Source organism: Kitasatospora sp. NPDC002543 (assembly GCF_053594915.1).
Genome location: NZ_JBSFWR010000051.1, coordinates 1 through 15,768, shown reverse-complemented (window position 1 = coordinate 15,768; position 15,768 = coordinate 1). Strand labels below are relative to the sequence as shown.

The 15,768-nt window shown below is 76.1% G+C and carries 11 protein-coding genes; 8 read left to right on the top strand and 3 right to left on the bottom strand.

Going from position 1 to position 15,768, the window contains the following annotated elements; all coding sequences use genetic code 11:
• Window positions 1-170: 170 nt before the first annotated feature.
• Window positions 171-3,788, top strand: a complete 3,618-nt coding sequence (locus tag ACWD4P_RS21735) for a serine protease (RefSeq protein WP_449780674.1) — start codon at window positions 171-173, stop codon at window positions 3,786-3,788.
• A 93-nt stretch (window positions 3,789-3,881) separates the two neighbouring features.
• On the top strand, window positions 3,882-4,826 hold the full coding sequence (locus ACWD4P_RS21730) for a bifunctional riboflavin kinase/FAD synthetase (protein WP_359831001.1): 945 nt from the start codon (window positions 3,882-3,884) through the stop codon (window positions 4,824-4,826).
• A gap of 71 nt (window positions 4,827-4,897) precedes the next feature.
• On the opposite strand, the gene ACWD4P_RS21725 is transcribed toward ACWD4P_RS21730, so the two are convergent.
• From ACWD4P_RS21725 to eccE, 3 genes are all read right to left on the bottom strand, one after another.
• The gene (locus ACWD4P_RS21725) at window positions 4,898-7,051 is read right to left on the bottom strand and encodes a MinD/ParA family ATP-binding protein (RefSeq protein ID WP_449780673.1); all 2,154 of its coding nucleotides are present in this window, start codon (window positions 7,049-7,051) and stop codon (window positions 4,898-4,900) included.
• 132 nt (window positions 7,052-7,183) lie between these two features.
• On the bottom strand, window positions 7,184-7,951 hold the full coding sequence (locus ACWD4P_RS21720; RefSeq protein WP_359829766.1) for a hypothetical protein: 768 nt from the start codon (window positions 7,949-7,951) through the stop codon (window positions 7,184-7,186).
• Window positions 7,951-9,360, bottom strand: coding sequence for a type VII secretion protein EccE (gene eccE, locus ACWD4P_RS21715; RefSeq protein WP_449780672.1), 1,410 nt, complete (start codon window positions 9,358-9,360; stop codon window positions 7,951-7,953). The genes ACWD4P_RS21720 and eccE overlap by 1 nt, the downstream gene beginning before the upstream one ends.
• A gap of 187 nt (window positions 9,361-9,547) precedes the next feature.
• Here eccE and ACWD4P_RS21710 point away from each other — a divergent pair, with 187 nt between their 5' ends.
• From ACWD4P_RS21710 to ACWD4P_RS21685, 6 genes are all read left to right on the top strand, one after another.
• Window positions 9,548-11,233 carry a type VII secretion protein EccB gene (locus tag ACWD4P_RS21710; RefSeq protein WP_449780671.1) on the top strand — a complete coding sequence of 562 codons (1,686 nt, stop codon included), beginning with the start codon at window positions 9,548-9,550 and terminating at the stop codon, window positions 11,231-11,233.
• A gap of 250 nt (window positions 11,234-11,483) precedes the next feature.
• On the top strand, window positions 11,484-11,789 hold the full coding sequence (locus tag ACWD4P_RS21705; RefSeq protein ID WP_359829763.1) for a WXG100 family type VII secretion target: 306 nt from the start codon (window positions 11,484-11,486) through the stop codon (window positions 11,787-11,789).
• Between the two features lie 119 nt (window positions 11,790-11,908).
• Window positions 11,909-12,199 carry a WXG100 family type VII secretion target gene (locus ACWD4P_RS21700; RefSeq protein ID WP_359829762.1) on the top strand — a complete coding sequence of 97 codons (291 nt, stop codon included), beginning with the start codon at window positions 11,909-11,911 and terminating at the stop codon, window positions 12,197-12,199.
• Window positions 12,200-12,281: 82 nt separating this feature from the next.
• Window positions 12,282-13,529, top strand: coding sequence for a type VII secretion-associated serine protease mycosin (gene mycP, locus ACWD4P_RS21695; RefSeq protein ID WP_449780670.1), 1,248 nt, complete (start codon window positions 12,282-12,284; stop codon window positions 13,527-13,529).
• 144 nt (window positions 13,530-13,673) lie between these two features.
• Window positions 13,674-14,213, top strand: coding sequence for a SigE family RNA polymerase sigma factor (locus ACWD4P_RS21690; RefSeq protein WP_359829760.1), 540 nt, complete (start codon window positions 13,674-13,676; stop codon window positions 14,211-14,213).
• Window positions 14,214-14,374: 161 nt separating this feature from the next.
• On the top strand, window positions 14,375-15,628 hold the full coding sequence (locus ACWD4P_RS21685) for a hypothetical protein (protein ID WP_449780669.1): 1,254 nt from the start codon (window positions 14,375-14,377) through the stop codon (window positions 15,626-15,628).
• The last annotated feature ends 140 nt before the right edge of the window (window positions 15,629-15,768 follow it).

Below are 15,768 nucleotides of genomic sequence, written 5' to 3'. Positions count from 1 at the left end.
CCCCGTCGGGAGTCACCCCGACGGGGGCTTCCGCGTTCCCGGCACCCCTTCACCCGCACGAGGGAGCGCACGGAGTGAACGCCCGTGGTGAGCGGCGCGGGTGCGGTCGGGGTGCGGCCCCGGCGGGCAGGCTTCCGGCGGCGAGCGAGCGACGGCCGAGGGGGCACGAGATGCCGGGGTTCCTGGAGGGCGATCCGGGGCGGTACCTGCTGCGGATCCGCGACCTCAACGGACGGCTGCACGGATTAGGGTTCGTCGCCGACCGGCGGGGGAGCGTGCTGACGGCGCACGAGAGCGTGGCCGGACTGGACCGGGTCGTCCTGCACACCCCCGGCGGGCAGACCAGGGTGCTCGGCCCGGACGCCGTGCTGCCGCTGCCCGAGCACGGGCTCGCCCTGCTGTCCACCGAGGCGCTCGGCGGCCTGCCGGTGCCGCCGCTGCCGCTGGCCGCCGTCGCGGCCGGGCACGAGGCGCTGCTGCCCGCGCTGGCGGGGGAGGACGGGCGGGTGGTCGCGCTGCGCTGCGGGCTGCTCGGTGTCACCGGCGCGGCGTACGGCGGGCACCGGCTCGGCGGGGTGCTGCTGCTGGACGTGCCGGTGGTCGGGGGGATCGCGGTGCCGGCCGGTTCCCCGGTGCTGGACGCCCGTAGCGGGGCGGTGGTCGCCCTGGCCGCGCCCGCCGCTTGCGAACCGCGGCACGGCGGGGCGCTGACGGCCGTGCCGGTGGGGACGGGCCCCCCGGGCGGGACGGCGGCCGCCGAGGCACTGGCCGGGCTGCTGGCGAGCAACGCGGCGGCGGTGCCCGGCTACGGCCCGGCGCTCAACCTCGCCGGGGTGCTGCGGCTGACCGCCGCCCAGGTGGCGGAGGCCGGCGCCGGGCCGGGCCGGGTGGCCCACCTGGCCGCCGACCGGGTGGACCGGCCGGACGGCCTCGCCGGGGACGAACCGGCCGCGACCGTCACGGCCCTGGTCGGCGCCCCCGGCAGCGGCCGCACCACCGAACTGGCCGCGCTGGCCGCCCGCCGGGCCGACGCCGCCCACCCGCTGCCCACCCTCTGGCTGCGCGGCGCCGACCTGCGCGCCGGGGACCGCTCGCTCGCCGAGCCGGTGGAACGCGCGCTGGCCGCCGCGGCGGCCGTGCTCGGCACCCCGGCGCCCGCGCCGGAACCGGTGGCGGCGCTGTGCGCGGCGGCGGGCCGGCCGCTGCTGGTGGTCCTGGACGGCCCCGAGGAGGCCCCGTCGGCGGTGGACGCGCGCTGGCTGCGCGGCGCCGGCCAGTGGCTGACCGGCTGCGGGGCCCGGCTGGTGACGGCCTGCGGGGAGGAGCTGTGGGAGCGGCTCGCGGCCGAGGCCTGGGGCATCGGCACACCCGGCCCCCGCCGCACCGGGGAACCGCACCCGGACGGCGGCCTGGGCAGCGCCCCCACCGTGCGGATGGACGGCCGCGGGCCCGGTGGGCCGAGCCTGGCCGGGCACCGGCTCGGCCCGCTGCCCCCCGAGGCGGCCGAGCGCGTGCGCCGCCGGTACGGGCTGCCGCCGGGCCACCCGGCCGCCGCCGAGGACGCCCGGCACCCGCTGGCGGTCCGGCTGGCCGGGGAGCTGTGGGCGCAGGGGCTGCACGGCGGGCCGGTGCGCCGGAGCGAGCTGTTCGAGGCCTTCCTGGACCTGCGTTGCCTGCGGGTGGCCCAGCGGCTGGCCGAGGGCGGCCGGCCGCGCCGTCCGGGTGCCCACCGCCGGGGCGCGGTGCGGTCGGCCGGGCCGCGGCACCGGCGGGTGCGCCGGCTCGCGGCGGCGGTGGCCGGGCGGGTGCACGAGGCGGCCCGGCGGATGCTGGGCGGCCCCTCGGGCGGCGGGCTGGACCGGGCCGTGTTCGAGGAGCTGTTCCCGGTCGAGGGGGGCTGGGCCACCGCGGTGCTCGCCGAGGGCCTGTTCGTCCCCGCCGGGCCGGGATTGCGTTTCGCGCACGGGGAGTTCGCGGACTGGCTGCAGGGCCGGCACCTCGACCTGGACGTGGCGTTGCGACTGCTGCTCGGCGAGGCCGAGGACACCCCGCCCTGGCCCGCCGAGGAGGGCGAGGAGCCCGCGGGCCGCCGTCCGGCGGGGGCATCGGCCGCGGGGGCGAGCGCCGTCCCCCGGCACCGGATCGGCCCGGTCGCCGCCGCGCTGCGCCGGGTGGCCGAGACCTGGGGCGCCGGCGCGCTGGACCCGTGGCTGCACCGGATCTGGCGCGCCCTCGACCTGCGCCCGCCGGGCAGCGAACCGGCGTGGTGGGCGGCCCGGCTGCTCGTCGCGGGCCTGGCCGCCAGCCCGGACCGGGCCGAACACCGGGCCCTGCTGGAGCAGTTGGCGGCCCGGATCGCCGAACGGGCGGGCGCGGCGGGCGCGGTGGCGCTCCCGGCGGCCGGGCTCGGGCGCTTCGGCCCGGCCTTCTGGACCGGCCTCGGCCTGCCCGTCGAAGCCGAACTCGCCCTGCTGCGCCGCCTGGTGACCGCCGACGGCCCCGGGCAGCGCTTCCTCGCCGTGGTGGCCGAGCGGCTGCGCGCCGACCCGGTCGCGGTGTTCCCGCTGCTCTGCGCCTGGTTCGAGGACGCGCGCGGCCTGCCCGGCCGCCCCGGCCGCACGGTCGCCGACCTCGCCCACGAGCTGCTGCACGCCCACCGCCGGCTCGCCCTGGACGAGTTGGCCGACGCGCTGGCGGCCGCCGCGCACCCGGGGGCGGACGCGCTGCTCACCGTCCTCGCCGCCGAGGAGCCGTCCGCGCTCTGCCGGGCGGTGGACCGCTGGAGCCACGACCGGCGGCCCGAGCGGCACGTCGCGGCGGCCGTGCACGCGCTGCGCGTGGCCCCGTACGCCTCCGGGGCCGGGGCCGAGCTGCTGCGGTACGCCGCGCTGACCCTGCTCGGCCGGGAGGACGAGCCCGGTCTGCACGGGGCCGCGCTGGCGCTGCTGGTCGGCGACCCGGCGACCCGCGCCGCGTACCTGCCGGCCGCGCTCGCCCGGTTCCGGGCCGGCGGCGACGCCTTCCTCACCCCGCGGGCGCTCGCCCCGGCCCTGGAGAGCGACCCGCAGGCCGTCGTGGCCGCGCTCGCCGACCGGGCGGCCGCCCCCGGCGCGGCCCTCGCCGAGACGCTGCGGGTGCTCGCCGACGCCACCGCCCCGGCCGCCGTGCGGTGCGGCGCCGAGCTGGCCGTCGGGCTGCTGCGCGGGGACGGGGGATCGGCCGGTCCGGTCGCCGTCGACTACCTCGGCCGTCGGCTGGCGCGCCCCGCCGGGGTCGGTCAGGCCGGTCGGCCGGAGCTGCGGGTGCTGCTCGGCGCCGCGCTGGCCGCCCGCAGCGCGGCGGTCCGGCGGCCGTTCGCCGAGGTGCTGTCCGTCCCGGTGGCCGACCCGGCGGCGGACGCGCTGCGCTGCGAACTGCTGGACGCCCTGCTCGCCGCCGAGGCGGACCCGGCGGTGCTGACCGCCGTGGTGGAGCGGCTCGCCGAGCACTGCGCGGCCGAGCACCCCGCCCGGGCCCGGGCGGTGCTGGCCCGTACCGTCCCCGTCCTGCCGGGCGCGGACGAGCTGCTGGCGCGCTGCGCCGGGCGGTCGGCGGCCTTCGCCGGGCTGCTCGCCCGGTGGCCGTCCGGCCCCGTGCGGACCGCTCCGGACGGGCCCCGGCCGGGCCGGACGCAGGCCCTGGCGGCCGCCGGACGGGACCTCGGGCACGCCGCCGGGGAGGCCGAGCGGGCCGTCTCCCGGCGGGCGGCGGGGCCCCCGGGTGGGCCCAACCCGTATTCCGGTGCCTGAGCCGGGGCAGGCGCATGGCACGCTATAGGGGTTCGGGTTTTGAGCGTTTGAGCGTACAGAGGGTACGCACCGTACGGAACAAGGAGCGGTCAGGTGCAGCGCTGGCGTGGCCTGGAGGAGATCCCCGGGGACTGGGGACGCAGCGTCGTCACCATCGGCTCGTTCGACGGGGTGCACCGCGGACATCAGCTGATCATCGGGAAGGCGGTCGAGCGGGCCCGCGAACTCGGCATCCCGTCGGTCGTGGTGACCTTCGACCCGCACCCGCGCGAGGTCATCCGCCCGGGCAGCCACCCGCCGCTGCTCGCGCCGCACCCGCGCCGTGCCGAGCTGATCGCGGAGCTGGGCGTGGACGCGGTGCTGGTGCTGCCGTTCACCACCGCGTTCTCCCAGGAGTCCCCGGAGACCTTCGTCCGGCAGGTCCTGGTGGACGCGCTGCACGCGCGGGTCGTCATCGAGGGCCCCAACTTCCGCTTCGGGCACCGGGCCGCCGGGGACGTCGCGCTGCTCGGCGAGCTGGGCCGGGCGGACGACTTCGAGGTCGAGGTGGTCGACCTCCAGGTGTGCGGCACGGCGGGGGACGGCGAGCCTTTCTCGTCGAGCCTCACCCGCCGACTGGTGGAGACCGGGGACATGGCCGGCGCCAACGAGGTGCTGGGCCGCCCGCACCGGGTCGAGGGCGAGGTGGTGCGCGGCGCCCAGCGCGGCCGCGAGCTGGGCTACCCGACCGCCAACGTCGAGACCGTGCCGCACAGCGCGATCCCGGCCGACGGCGTGTACGCGGGGTGGCTGACCGCGGACGGCGAGCGGATGCCCGCGGCCATCTCGGTCGGCACCAACCCGACCTTCGACGGCACGGCCCGCACCGTGGAGGCCTACGCCATCGACCGGGTCGGCCTGGACCTGTACGGGATGCACGTGGCCGTGGACTTCCTCGCCTACCTGCGCGGGATGGAGAAGTTCGACTCCATCGACGCGCTGCTCGACCGGATGGCCGACGACGTCAAGCGGGCCCGCGAGCTGACCGACGGCATCTGACCGAGGGCGGCCGGCGCCGCGACGGCGGAAGGGGCCCACCGACCTGGTGTCGGTGGGCCCCTTCCGCCGTCTCACTGCCGGGGTGCCTGCGGCGGGTAGCCGTAGCCGTACCCCGGCCCCGGCTGCTGCGGCCAGGGCGCCCCGGGCGCGGGCTGCTGGGGGTAGCCGTACCCGGGCGGGGGCGGCGGGGCCTGGCCGGGCTGCGGCGCCCACGGAGCGCCGGGGGCGGGCGGGCCGGCCTGCTGCGGGTAGGACGGGGGCTGCTGGGGGTCGGCGTACGGCTGCGGCTGGCCGCCCTGCTGCGGGTAGCCCGGCTGTGCCTGCTGCTGCCAGCCGGACTGCTGGGCGGCGGCCTGCTGGGCCCGGGCGATGTCCTCGCCGACCAGGGTGGCCAGCTCGAAGTAGGCCTCCCGGACCTTGGGCCGCATCATGTCGAGGTTGACCTCGGCGCCGGCCGCCAGGCTCTCGTCGAACGGCACCACGATCACGCCGCGGCAGCGGGTCTGGAAGTGCGCGACGATGTCCTCGACCTTGATCATCTTGCTGGTCTCGCGCACCCCGGAGACCACCGTGATGCTGCGCTGCACCAGGTCCGCGTAGCCGTGCGCGGAGAGCCAGTCCAGGGTGGTCGAGGCACTGGAGGCGCCGTCCACGCTGGGGGTGGAGACGATGATCAGCTGGTCGGCCAGGTCCAGCACCCCGCGCATCGCGCTGTACAGCAGGCCGGTGCCGGAGTCGGTCAGGATGATCGGGTACTGGCGGCCCAGCACGTCGATCACCTGGCGGTAGTCCGAGTCGTTGAAGGTGGTCGACACCGCCGGGTCGACGTCGTTCGCCAGGATCTCCAGGCCCGAGTTCAGGTCCTGCGAGGTGAACTGACGGATGTCCATGTAGCTGCGCAGGTGCGGGATGGCCGTCACCAGGTCGCGGATGGTCGCGCCGGTCTGGCGCTTGACCCGGCGGCCCAGGGTGCCGGCGTCCGGGTTGGCGTCGATCGCGATCACCTTGTCCTGGCGCTCACTGGCCAGGGTCGCGCCGAGCGCCGTGGTGGTCGTGGTCTTGCCGACGCCGCCCTTGAGGCTGATCACCGCGATCCGGTAGCAGCTCAGCACCGGCGTGCGGATGATCTCCAGCTTGCGGGCCTTCTCGGCCGCCGCGGCCTTGCCGCCGAACTGGAAGCGCGGCTGCTGGCGCTGCTGCTTGGGCTGGCTGCGCAGCAGCCGGTCCGAGGACAGCTCGACGGCGGCGGTGTAGCCGAGCGGCGCGCCGTGCGCGGTCTGCTGCGGGGCGGCGGACTGCTGGAAGGCGCTGGGCTGCGGGCCCTGGGGCTGCTGGTGCCAGGCCTGCCCCGGCTGCGGCTGTCCGGGCTGCGGGAAGCCGGGCGGGGCCTGCGGGCCGGGCTGCGGCGGGACCGGCTGCTGGTACGCGGCGGGCTGCGGCCAGCCGCCCTGGCGCGGGTCCACCGGGCCGGGCTGCGGTGCCGCCGGGCCGGGCTGCGGCGGCACGGCGGCCTGTGGGGCCGGCTGCGGAGGCTGGGCCTGGGGGGCCTGCTGGGCCTGCTGGGCCGCCCACGCGGCCTGCGGGTCCCAGGCCGGCGGCGCGCCCTGCGGATCCTGGGGGTGCTGGGGGTGTTGCGGCTGGGCCTGCTGGACCGGCGGCTGCGCGAAGTCCTGCGGCTGAACCGGCTGAACGGGGTGGGCGGGCTGCCCCGGCAGTCCGGCCGCGGCGGGCGCCGGGTACGGCTGCGGCTGGGGTGCGGGCGGCTGCGCCGCGGCCTCCGGCACCGGCCAGGCGGGGGCACCGGTCGGCGGCTGCTCGACGGCCGGCGGAGCCGGGGCGGCCGCCGGGAACGGGACGTGCTGCGCCTCGGCCTGCACCGGCGGGGCGGGTGCGGGCGCAGGCGCGGGCGTCCGAGCGGGGACGGCGGCCGCCGGGGCGGCGCCCTGGTCGGGCACCGGCGGCTGGGCCTGGGCCTGGGCCTGCTGGGGCTGGGCCGGCGGCGCGGGCTGCTGGGCCGGAGTCTGCCGGGCCGGCGCGGGATCGGCGGCGGGCACCGGGGCGTCGGCCGAGGCCGGAGCGGAGCCGGGGGCCGGAGCCGCCGACGCCGCCGAGGGCTCGGTCTGCACGTACCAGGACGGGGGAGTGTAGTCAGGCGCGTCCGACCAGTCGTCGTCGTCCTCTGCCGCGTTGTCGCCGACGTAGACGCCGTCCCGATCGCTGCTCACTTCTGGCTCCCTCGTGTTCGCCGCCGCTTGTTCAGCGGTGCCGTTGCCGCATCAAAGACTAGGCCGTACGGCAACCCCCGTTGAAGGCGGCTTCGTTTCCCCGCCGGGCCGACCGGCGCGGCGAGCGGCTGCTCAGTCCATCCGGCGCGGCCCGCCCAGCACCTGCTGTTCGGCCTGTCCGGCCACGGCCCGTACGTACTGACGCCGCATCCGGGTCGCCCACAGGGTGAGGTCGTCGCCGAGGGTGGGCAGCGCGGCGACGTCCTCCGGCGGCAGCGACAGCACCCGGCCGGTCAGTTCCGCCTCCTGGGGCGAGATCCGCTGCACGCCGACCAGGTCGGCCGCGTTCAGCACCCGGGAGGCGTTCGGGCCCAGGTAGGGCAGCAGGGTCAGGGTGGTCTGCCAGGGCGCGGCGGAGAGCCGGCTGCGCGGCGGGCGGGCGCCGAGGTCGCGGACCACCAGCACCGGCGAGGCCACCGAGGCGCCCTGCGGTCCGAGTCGGCCGACCTGGTGGATCGTCACGCACGGCTGGCCGCCGCCGGCGGCCTGGGCCATCGGGCCCCACAGCTGTCCGCGGGCGGTCTCCACCGCGACCCGGGCGCCGATCGCGGCCGCCCGCAGCGCGATGACCTGCGCCGTCCACATACCGCCGACGAGCACCAGGTCGTACGAGGTCGGGCGGAACAGGCCGAGGACCGCGGGCAGCCCCTGCGGGTCGACGCCGATCACCACGCCGTCGTCGCCGACCGGGAAGGCCAGCGCCGCGAGGTCGGCCGGTTCCAGGACGTGCTTCTCCCGGCGCGGGCCGCGCAGCCCGAAGCCGGGCAGGACCCGCGGCCGGGTCCGGCGCTGCTCGGCGCCGGGCTGGGGGCCCGCCGTGGGGTAGGTCTGGTACGCCATCAGGAAGCCCCTCCGAGCGGCAGGGTGGCGAGCATGCCGGGGGCCTGCTCCAGGTCGAGCCGGACCAGGCCGAGCCCGGTGCTCTGGGCCCGGGACTCCACCTGGCGGCCGATGTCGCCGACCTCGCTCTCGTTGCGGCCGGTCACCCGCAGGTGCCCGCTGACCGTCACCGAGCCGCCGGTGCCGTGCCCGGCGGTCAGGCTGAAGGTGCTGGCGAGGGCGGGCGAGCCGGTGATCAGGTTGACCAGGTCCGGCGCGGCGATCCGGCCGGGGGCGCCGTCCGGGCGGCTCAGCTGCGGCCAGCGGGAGACCCAGTACGTGGTGTGCCAGCGGTCGTCGATCCGCCAGAACCGGTTGCCCTCCTGGGTGCGGCGGGTGGTGCCGCCGCCGCTGCCGGTGCCCTGGCGGCCGGCCACCGCGATCGGGTTGGCGCAGGCGGAGATGGCCAGGGCGGCGATCAGCTCGCGCTCGTCCAGCACGGTCGCGTTGAAGCCGGCGCTGTTGAGCCGGCCGGCCAGCTGGTCGGTGACCCGCTGCAGCGCCTTGCGGGCGCCCTCCTCGCCGCCGCCGCGGGCCCGGACGGCGGTCGCCGCGCGCTCCGGGTCGAGCTTGAGCGCGATCCAGGTCAGCCGCAGTCCGGGGGTGGCGGTGCCGTCCGGCAGCTCCCGGTAGGCGCGGGCGGCCAGCGACTGCTCGGGCAGGTGCTGGGCGGGGGCGGGCTGGGTGTGCTGGACCAGCTGCACCGACTCCAGGGTGATGTCGTCCACCGTGAGCGCCGAGCAGATCACGTCCAGCGGCAGCGGCAGCGCGGTGCGCACCGGCCGCAGCGGCTGGTCCTTGGCCTGGACGAGCAGGACCGAGGTGAGGAAGGTCCCGTCGCCGACCATGCCGGTCTCCCGGCGGACGGGGCGGCCGCCGAACTCGGCCTCGGTGGCGTGGGTGCAGGTGCGCAGCCCCGGTTCGAGCTCCAGCGCGGGGGCCAGGGCCGGGTCGGTGCCGGCCGGCGGCAGCAGCGTCCTGGCCTGCCTGCGGCGGGACTTGAGGGCGGCGCGGACCCGCAGCAGATCCGGGAGGGTGCGGCCGCGCACCGGGACGAGCGCGAGCACCAGCAGCACCAGGGCGACGGCGCCGAAGCCGGCCGCGGCGGTGCGGCTGATCGTCCAGCCGACCGCGACCAGGGCCGCCGCGACCTCGACCAGGACGAGCTGCTGGAGCTTCAACCGCCCGCCGAGCAGCCCCGGTCGGGGGTTGATCCGGACCTGGACGGCACCACCGCGCCCGGTGCCGGCCGGCTGCGGCCGGGCGGCCTCCGTCCCGGTCGCCGGTGCGTCGTGCCGCGCCCGGCCGGCCCGGCGCGTCCTCCCGCCGCCCGCACTGCGGCGGCGTCCTGGAGCGGTCTGGCTTGGCATCCCCCGGTGGCCCTCTCTGCATCCGTTCCCGCGGCCCGGCTGGCTGTGTCGCGGACCGTACCCGTACGGTACTCACCGTCTGCTGCCGCATCGTAGAGGGTTCGCGCCGGTTCGTGCCCGGCGGGTGATCACGGGGCAGGGCGGTCTGACAACGCCCGACGACGTCTGACTAGGGGGACGACGAGGTATGGCATCGCGCCGGGACGAGCTGAACGCGTACACCTTCGCCCGCAAGCGCACGGTGGGCGCCTTCCTGCTGCCCGCCGGCGGCGGCAGCGACGAGGACGCGCCGCGTCCGGTGAAGGCGGTGCTGCCGAGCGTGCTGGCCGGGGCGGTGGTCGTGGCCGGCTTCGGGCTCTGGGGCGTCTTCAAGCCGAGCGCGCCGGTGAAGTGGGACGACGGCAAGAACATCATCCAGGGCAAGCAGTCGACCACCCGGTACGTGGTGCTCACCGACCAGGACAACAAGACCAAGCGGCTGCACCAGGTGCTCAACATGTCCTCGGCGCGGCTGGTGCTGCCCGCGGGCGCCAAGGTCGTGGTGGTGGACGACGGGGTGCTCGACCGGTACCCCAACCACGGGCCGACGATCGGCATCCCGTACGCGCCGGACAAGCTGCCGACCACGGACAACGCGAGCAAGCCGATGAAGTGGGCGGTGTGCGACCGCCCGGGCTCGGACGACAAGCAGGAGACCGTCAACCAGGCGGTGTTCGTGGCGGCCGGGGAGGACGCGGCGGCGCTGGCGGCCAAGGACCGGATGCTCGGCCCGGACCAGCTGATGCTGGTGCAGCAGGCCGACGAGCAGCAGATCTCGGCCGCGCCGGCGCCGGGCCAGCCGGCCGCCGCGGGCGCGGCGGTGTACCTCGTCGACGCGCAGGGCCGCAAGCACCAGATCGGTTCCCCGCAGTCGGACGACAAGGAGCGCAAGGCGCTGATCACCGCGGTGTTCGGGCCCAACGCGGTGCCGCAGCGGGTCAAGCGGGACTGGCTGGACACCCTGGTGAACGCGACCCCGGTCACCTTCCCGCAGGTCGACGGGGTCGCGGACAGCCCGGGCGCCAACTCCAAGGTGGAGCTGAGCAACCAGGCCGACCGGCGGGTCGGCCGGCTGGTGCACTACCAGGACCGCCACTACGTGGTCGGGAAGGACCAGCTCTACCTGGTCACCCCGTTCCAGGCGGAGCTGATCCGGCAGAACCCGGCGTACCAGATGCTCTACAAGTACGACCAGGACAAGAAGCCGCGCAGCGACGAGATGATCCCGGCGGACAACGCCCAGTGGGGCGGCGACGTCCCGCTGAAGGGCACCGCGGCGGACTGGCCGCTGAGGACCGGTGCGCCGGTGAACAACTGGCAGGACCGCCAGGACGCCCGGATGGTGGTGTGCAGCACCTACGACGGCGTGGCCGCGGACGGTGTCACGGCCAAGCGCAGCGTCTGGGCCTGGACGTCCTACCCCGCTCCCTACGACAACGGTGCCGGGGCCGCGTACGTGACCCCCGGTCACGGGCTGTTCTACCGCTCGTTGGACAACTCGGCGGCCGGCTCCGGGACCGACTTCCTGATCACCGAGACCGGGTTGCGCTACTCGGTGCCGTCCAACGGCGACGGCGGCCGGCGCCCCACCGCCACGCCGCAGCCCGGCCAGAGCGCGCCCGCGAAGCCGGCGACCGCGCAGCCCGCCGCGACGCCCGCCCCCGGGGAGCCGTCCCAGGAGCCGGGCCGGCCGCAGGACGAACCGGGCGGCAACCAGGCCCGGTTGGGCTACCAGGGGGTCCAGCCGCTGCCGGTCCCGAAGGAGTGGTCGAACCTGGTGCCGGCCGGTCCGCCGTTGACGGCGAAGAGCGCCGTCCAGCCCCAGAACGCCTGACCGGAAGGCCGCAGAAGGCCTGGCCGGGAGCCCCGGAACGCCTGATCGGGAGCCCTGGAACGCCTGACCGGCCAAGCGCGGCAACCGAATTGGCCTCAGTGTCATGGTCTGGTAACTACCGGGTGATCGGTGTTGGGCGAGCTGCGTGTGCCGACTACAGTGCTGCTGGACATCACACCGGTGTGATGCGGCGGTCGGCCCCTAGGGCCCTCCGTACACGCAAATGTTGTCTCATGGGGGACGGTGGAGCATGGCTCAGGGTCAGTTCACGATGACCGCACAGGAGATGCTGGCGTTCGCCAAGCAGATCGAAGAGGCCATCGGCAAGATCGAGGCTGAGCGGACCAAGCTGATCAGCACGGTCTCCGGCATCACCAGCGGCTGGCAGGGCCAGGCCGCGTCGGCCTACGCGAGCCTGCAGAACAAGGTGAACGAGGACATCGCGAAGCTCAAGGAGTCGCTGAACGCGATCAAGCACGCGATCGAGCTGACCACCAAGCACTACGCGAGCACCGAAGAGGAGCAGAAGGCGATGTTCTCCTCGGCCCAGGGCTGATCCGCGCACCCGCGCCGATCCCCGGACCCGAGCCGACCGCCGTCCCGCCCCGATCCACCGCTCCGCGGAGCGCCCGTCACCGATCGTGTGGCGCTCCGCCCCTCGCCCAGGGAGACAACGTGTCCGACCACATTCTCGTCAACTTCCAGACCGTCCACACGGCGTCCGAGGAGGTCAAGGCCTCGGCGGCGCGCATCGACCACCTGCTGAACGACCTCAAGGGCAACGTCACGCGCATCGCCTCCAGCTGGCAGGGCGCCGCCCAGCAGGGCTACCAGGCCCACCAGGCCCAGTGGGACGCCCGCGCCGCCGACCTCCAGCAGGTCTGCACGCAGATCGCCGGTTCGCTGGACAAGGCCGCGCAGAGCTACAAGTCGACCGAGGACGCCAACGCCAAGCTCTGGGGCTGACGTTCGGGTTCCTCAGGGAACGACAGGGGGCGGGTACCCGGATTCCGGGGCCCGCCCCCGACGCGCGACACGGGTGGACGACATGAGGGGTGGCAGGGTGTCCCGACACGGGTACCGGAAGGCGGCCGCGGCGCTCGCCGCGCTCACGGTGCTGGGCGGGCCGCTCGCCGCCCCGGCGTACGCCGAGAGCGGCCCCGGTCTGGCCGCGGCCGGTGACTGCCCCAAGCCCGCGCCCGACGTGAAGACCGTGCCGTGGTCGCTGCAGCGCCTGCTGCTCAACGAGCTGTGGCAGGACGGGAGGACCACCGGCGCGGGCGTGACGGTCGCGGTCATCGACACCGGTGTGGACAAGCACAACCCGCAGTTGACCGACAAGGTCGACGCCGGCTCCAACCTGCTGGTCGACCGGGAGACCAAGAAGCCGATCGAGGGCGACTCGGTGACCGACCCGGTCGGCCACGGCACCAAGGTGGCGGGCATCATCGCCGCCCGGGTCAGCCCGGCCACCGGCTTCGTCGGGCTGGCCCCCGACGCCCGGATCCTGTCGATCCGGCAGAACGACAGCGACGGCAACGGCGACGTCTCCACCCTCGTCCAGGCGATCAGGGAAGCGGTCGACAAGGGCGCCAGGGTCATCAACATCTCCCAGGACGTGCGCGGCGCGGGCGACGCCCGCTTCGGCGGCTACCAGGAGCTGAAGGCCGCCATCGACTACGCCGAGGCGCGCGACGCCGTGGTGGTCGCCTCCACCGGCAACGACGGCAAGGAGGGCGACACCTACCCGGGCGCCTTCCCGACCGTGCTGGCCGTCGGCGCCTCCGACCGCAACAACGAACGGGCACCGTTCTCCCAGTACGGCGGCTTCGTGAAGGTCGCCGCGCCCGGTGTCGACATGCTGTCCACCGTGCCCGGGAGCGGCCAGTGCGTGGACAACGGCACCAGCTTCGCCGCCCCGTACGTCTCCGGGCTCGCCGCGCTGCTGAGGGGTGCCCACCCGACCTGGAAGGCGGCCCAGGTGCGGGCCTGGATCGAGCAGACCGCGCAGCGCACCCAGCGGGACCCGGACACGTTCATCGGCTGGGGCGTGGTGGACCCGGTGAGGGCCGTCACCAAGGCCCCGGCCGACGCGCCCTTCGCGCCCACCCCGGACGCCCCGGTCCAGCTCGCCGCCGCGCCGATCGTGCCGCGCCCGGTGGGCCTCGGCGAGACCCAGGCCGACCGTGACGGCCGCACCGCGACGTACGTCCTCGGCATCGGGGCGCTGCTGGTCGCGCTGCTGGTCGGCGGCGGCGTGGTGCTGCGCGACCACCGGCGCAAGTCGGCCGGCTGACCCGCCCGGGGCCGCCGCCCGGCCCCGCCGCCCGGGACCGCTCGGACCGGGCGCCCGGGGAATCCGCCGGACCCCTGTAACACCGCCGCCCGTCCGCCGCATCGATGAGGTGTCGGGCAGGGCGGACCGCGGGGGGCAGGGCGCATGGGGTGGATCGGGGCGGGCCGGGAGGCCAAGGACGCGGAGTTCCTGGAACTCGTCTCCGGCCGGACCGGGCACCTGTACCGCTCGGCCTGCCTGCTGACCAGCGGCGACACCCACTACGCCGAGGACCTCGTGCAGGAGGCCCTCAGCCGGATGTACGTGCTGTGGCGGCGCAGCGCCTTCACCGGCCGCGGCCGGATCGACAACCCGGCGGCCTACACCCACACGGTCATGGTGCGCACCTTCCTCGCGCAGCAGCGCCGTCGTTCCAGCAGCGAGCGCCCCAGCGACGCGCTGCCGGAGCCGGCCGGGCAGGAGACCGACCGCACCCTGCGGCTGACCCTCCTCGACGCGCTCGGCCGGATGCCTCCCAAGGACCGGGCGGTCCTGGTGCTGCGCTACTGGGAGGACCGCAGCATCGAGCAGACCGCCGAGGTCATGCGGGTCTCCTCCGGGGCCGTCCGCACCCGTACCACCCGGGCCCTGGCCCGGCTGCGCACCCTGCTCGGCGACTCGTTGGCCGAGCTGGCCGGCCGCTGAGGCGGATGCCGCCGAGGTCGAAGCCGATGCGACCGAGGCCGGTGGCCGCCGAGGCCGGTGCCGATGCGACCGAGGCCGGTGCCGATGCGACCGAGGCCGGTGCCGTCGGCCGCAGGGGAACTTCTCTCGCAACCCGCGACGCAAGGAGACGGTGAACACCCATGTCCGAACCGGACAAGTTCGAGGACGATCTTCTCTATGCCCTCACCCGTACGGGTGAAGGCTTCCGTGCCGACCAGGCCGACCTGGTCGCGGGCGGCTACCGGCGGGGCCGCGGCCGCTGGCGCCGCCGCTCGACCGCCGCCGTGGTGGGCGGCGCGGCCGCGCTGGCCCTGGTGGGCACCGGTGCGGTGTACCTGGGCGCGGCGGGCCCGAAGGGCGCGGGCACGGTGAGCGCGGCCTCCGCCCCGGCGTCCGGTGCCGGCACCGCCGGCAGTGCCGACGCCGCCGCCTCGGCCACCCCGACCTCGGTGAAGTCCTCCGCCCCGGCGGTGGTCACCGGGGACGAGATGGTCGCCACCCTCCGGGCCCTGCTGCCCAAGGGCCAGGTGTCCGACGCCAAGGGGCACGGGACCGACGAGAACGGGGGCAGCTTCGTCAACGCCAGCCTGGTCCTCGACGACGGCCAGGGCGGATCGCTGCTGGGCCTCAGCGTCCAGAAGCACCGCCCGAAGGACGTCCAGCCGCAGACCTGCCCGTCCAACCTGAAGGCGGCCTCGCTGGACTCCTGCGCCGTCACCACCCTGCCGGACGGGTCGAAGCTCATGCTCACCCAGGGCTACGAATACCCGGACCACCGGGCCACCACCAAGGAGTGGCGCGCCGAGCTGGCCCGTCCGGACGGCGGGCTGATCGGCCTCAGCGAGTGGAACTCGCCCCAGGAGAAGGACGCGCCGGACAGCCGGCCCAACCCGCCGCTCACGCTGGACCAGCTGAAGGCCGTCGTGACGGACAAGTCCTGGGACCGGGTCGTCGCGGCCGTCAAGTTCGACGGCGTCGACGACGAGGCGATCGACCCGGGCCTGTCGCTGCAGGAGCGCGAGTCCGTCCTGACCGGGCTGCTGCCCGCCGGGGTGAGCGTGACCGACCGCAACATCCGGTCGCTGCGGTCGGACTTCGAGCTGGCCGGGGGCGGGCGGACCGGGACCCTGTCGCTGACGGTCAAGAACTGGGCGAAGGACCCCGACGGCCGGCCGTCGGAGGCGTACCGGGACGCGGAGACCCTGCCGGACGGGACGAAGCTCCTGGTGAACCCCGCGATGGCCAAGGCCCCGACGGGCGTGCTGGTCATGTACGCGATGCGGCCGGACGGTCTGGAGGTCCTGGTCTCGCTGATGCCCAAGGGCGAGTCGCCGCTGACCGACGCGCAGCTGCGGGCGATCGCCACCGGCCCGCAGTGGCAGTCCAGGAAGTAGCGGGCGCTTCGGGAGGTGGCGAAAGACAGCGGTGCCCCGGGCTGGGCCTGGGCGGCGAGCTCGGCGCCCTCCAGGGTGCTGATCACGGTGCCGGCCAGTTCGCGGGCGTCCTGCTCGCCGATGCCGGCGGCGAGAGATCG

Coding starts and splice junctions, on each gene's coding strand:
- mycP (WP_449780670.1), top strand. CDS start 12,282: ATGAGGGGTGGCAGGGTGTCCCGACACGGGTACCGGAAGGCGGCCGCG.
- ACWD4P_RS21720 (WP_359829766.1), bottom strand. CDS start 7,951: ATGGCGTACCAGACCTACCCCACGGCGGGCCCCCAGCCCGGCGCCGAG.
- ACWD4P_RS21735 (WP_449780674.1), top strand. CDS start 171: ATGCCGGGGTTCCTGGAGGGCGATCCGGGGCGGTACCTGCTGCGGATC.
- eccE (WP_449780672.1), bottom strand. CDS start 9,360: ATGCCAAGCCAGACCGCTCCAGGACGCCGCCGCAGTGCGGGCGGCGGG.
- ACWD4P_RS21705 (WP_359829763.1), top strand. CDS start 11,484: ATGGCTCAGGGTCAGTTCACGATGACCGCACAGGAGATGCTGGCGTTC.
- ACWD4P_RS21690 (WP_359829760.1), top strand. CDS start 13,674: ATGGGGTGGATCGGGGCGGGCCGGGAGGCCAAGGACGCGGAGTTCCTG.
- ACWD4P_RS21710 (WP_449780671.1), top strand. CDS start 9,548: ATGGCATCGCGCCGGGACGAGCTGAACGCGTACACCTTCGCCCGCAAG.
- ACWD4P_RS21685 (WP_449780669.1), top strand. CDS start 14,375: ATGTCCGAACCGGACAAGTTCGAGGACGATCTTCTCTATGCCCTCACC.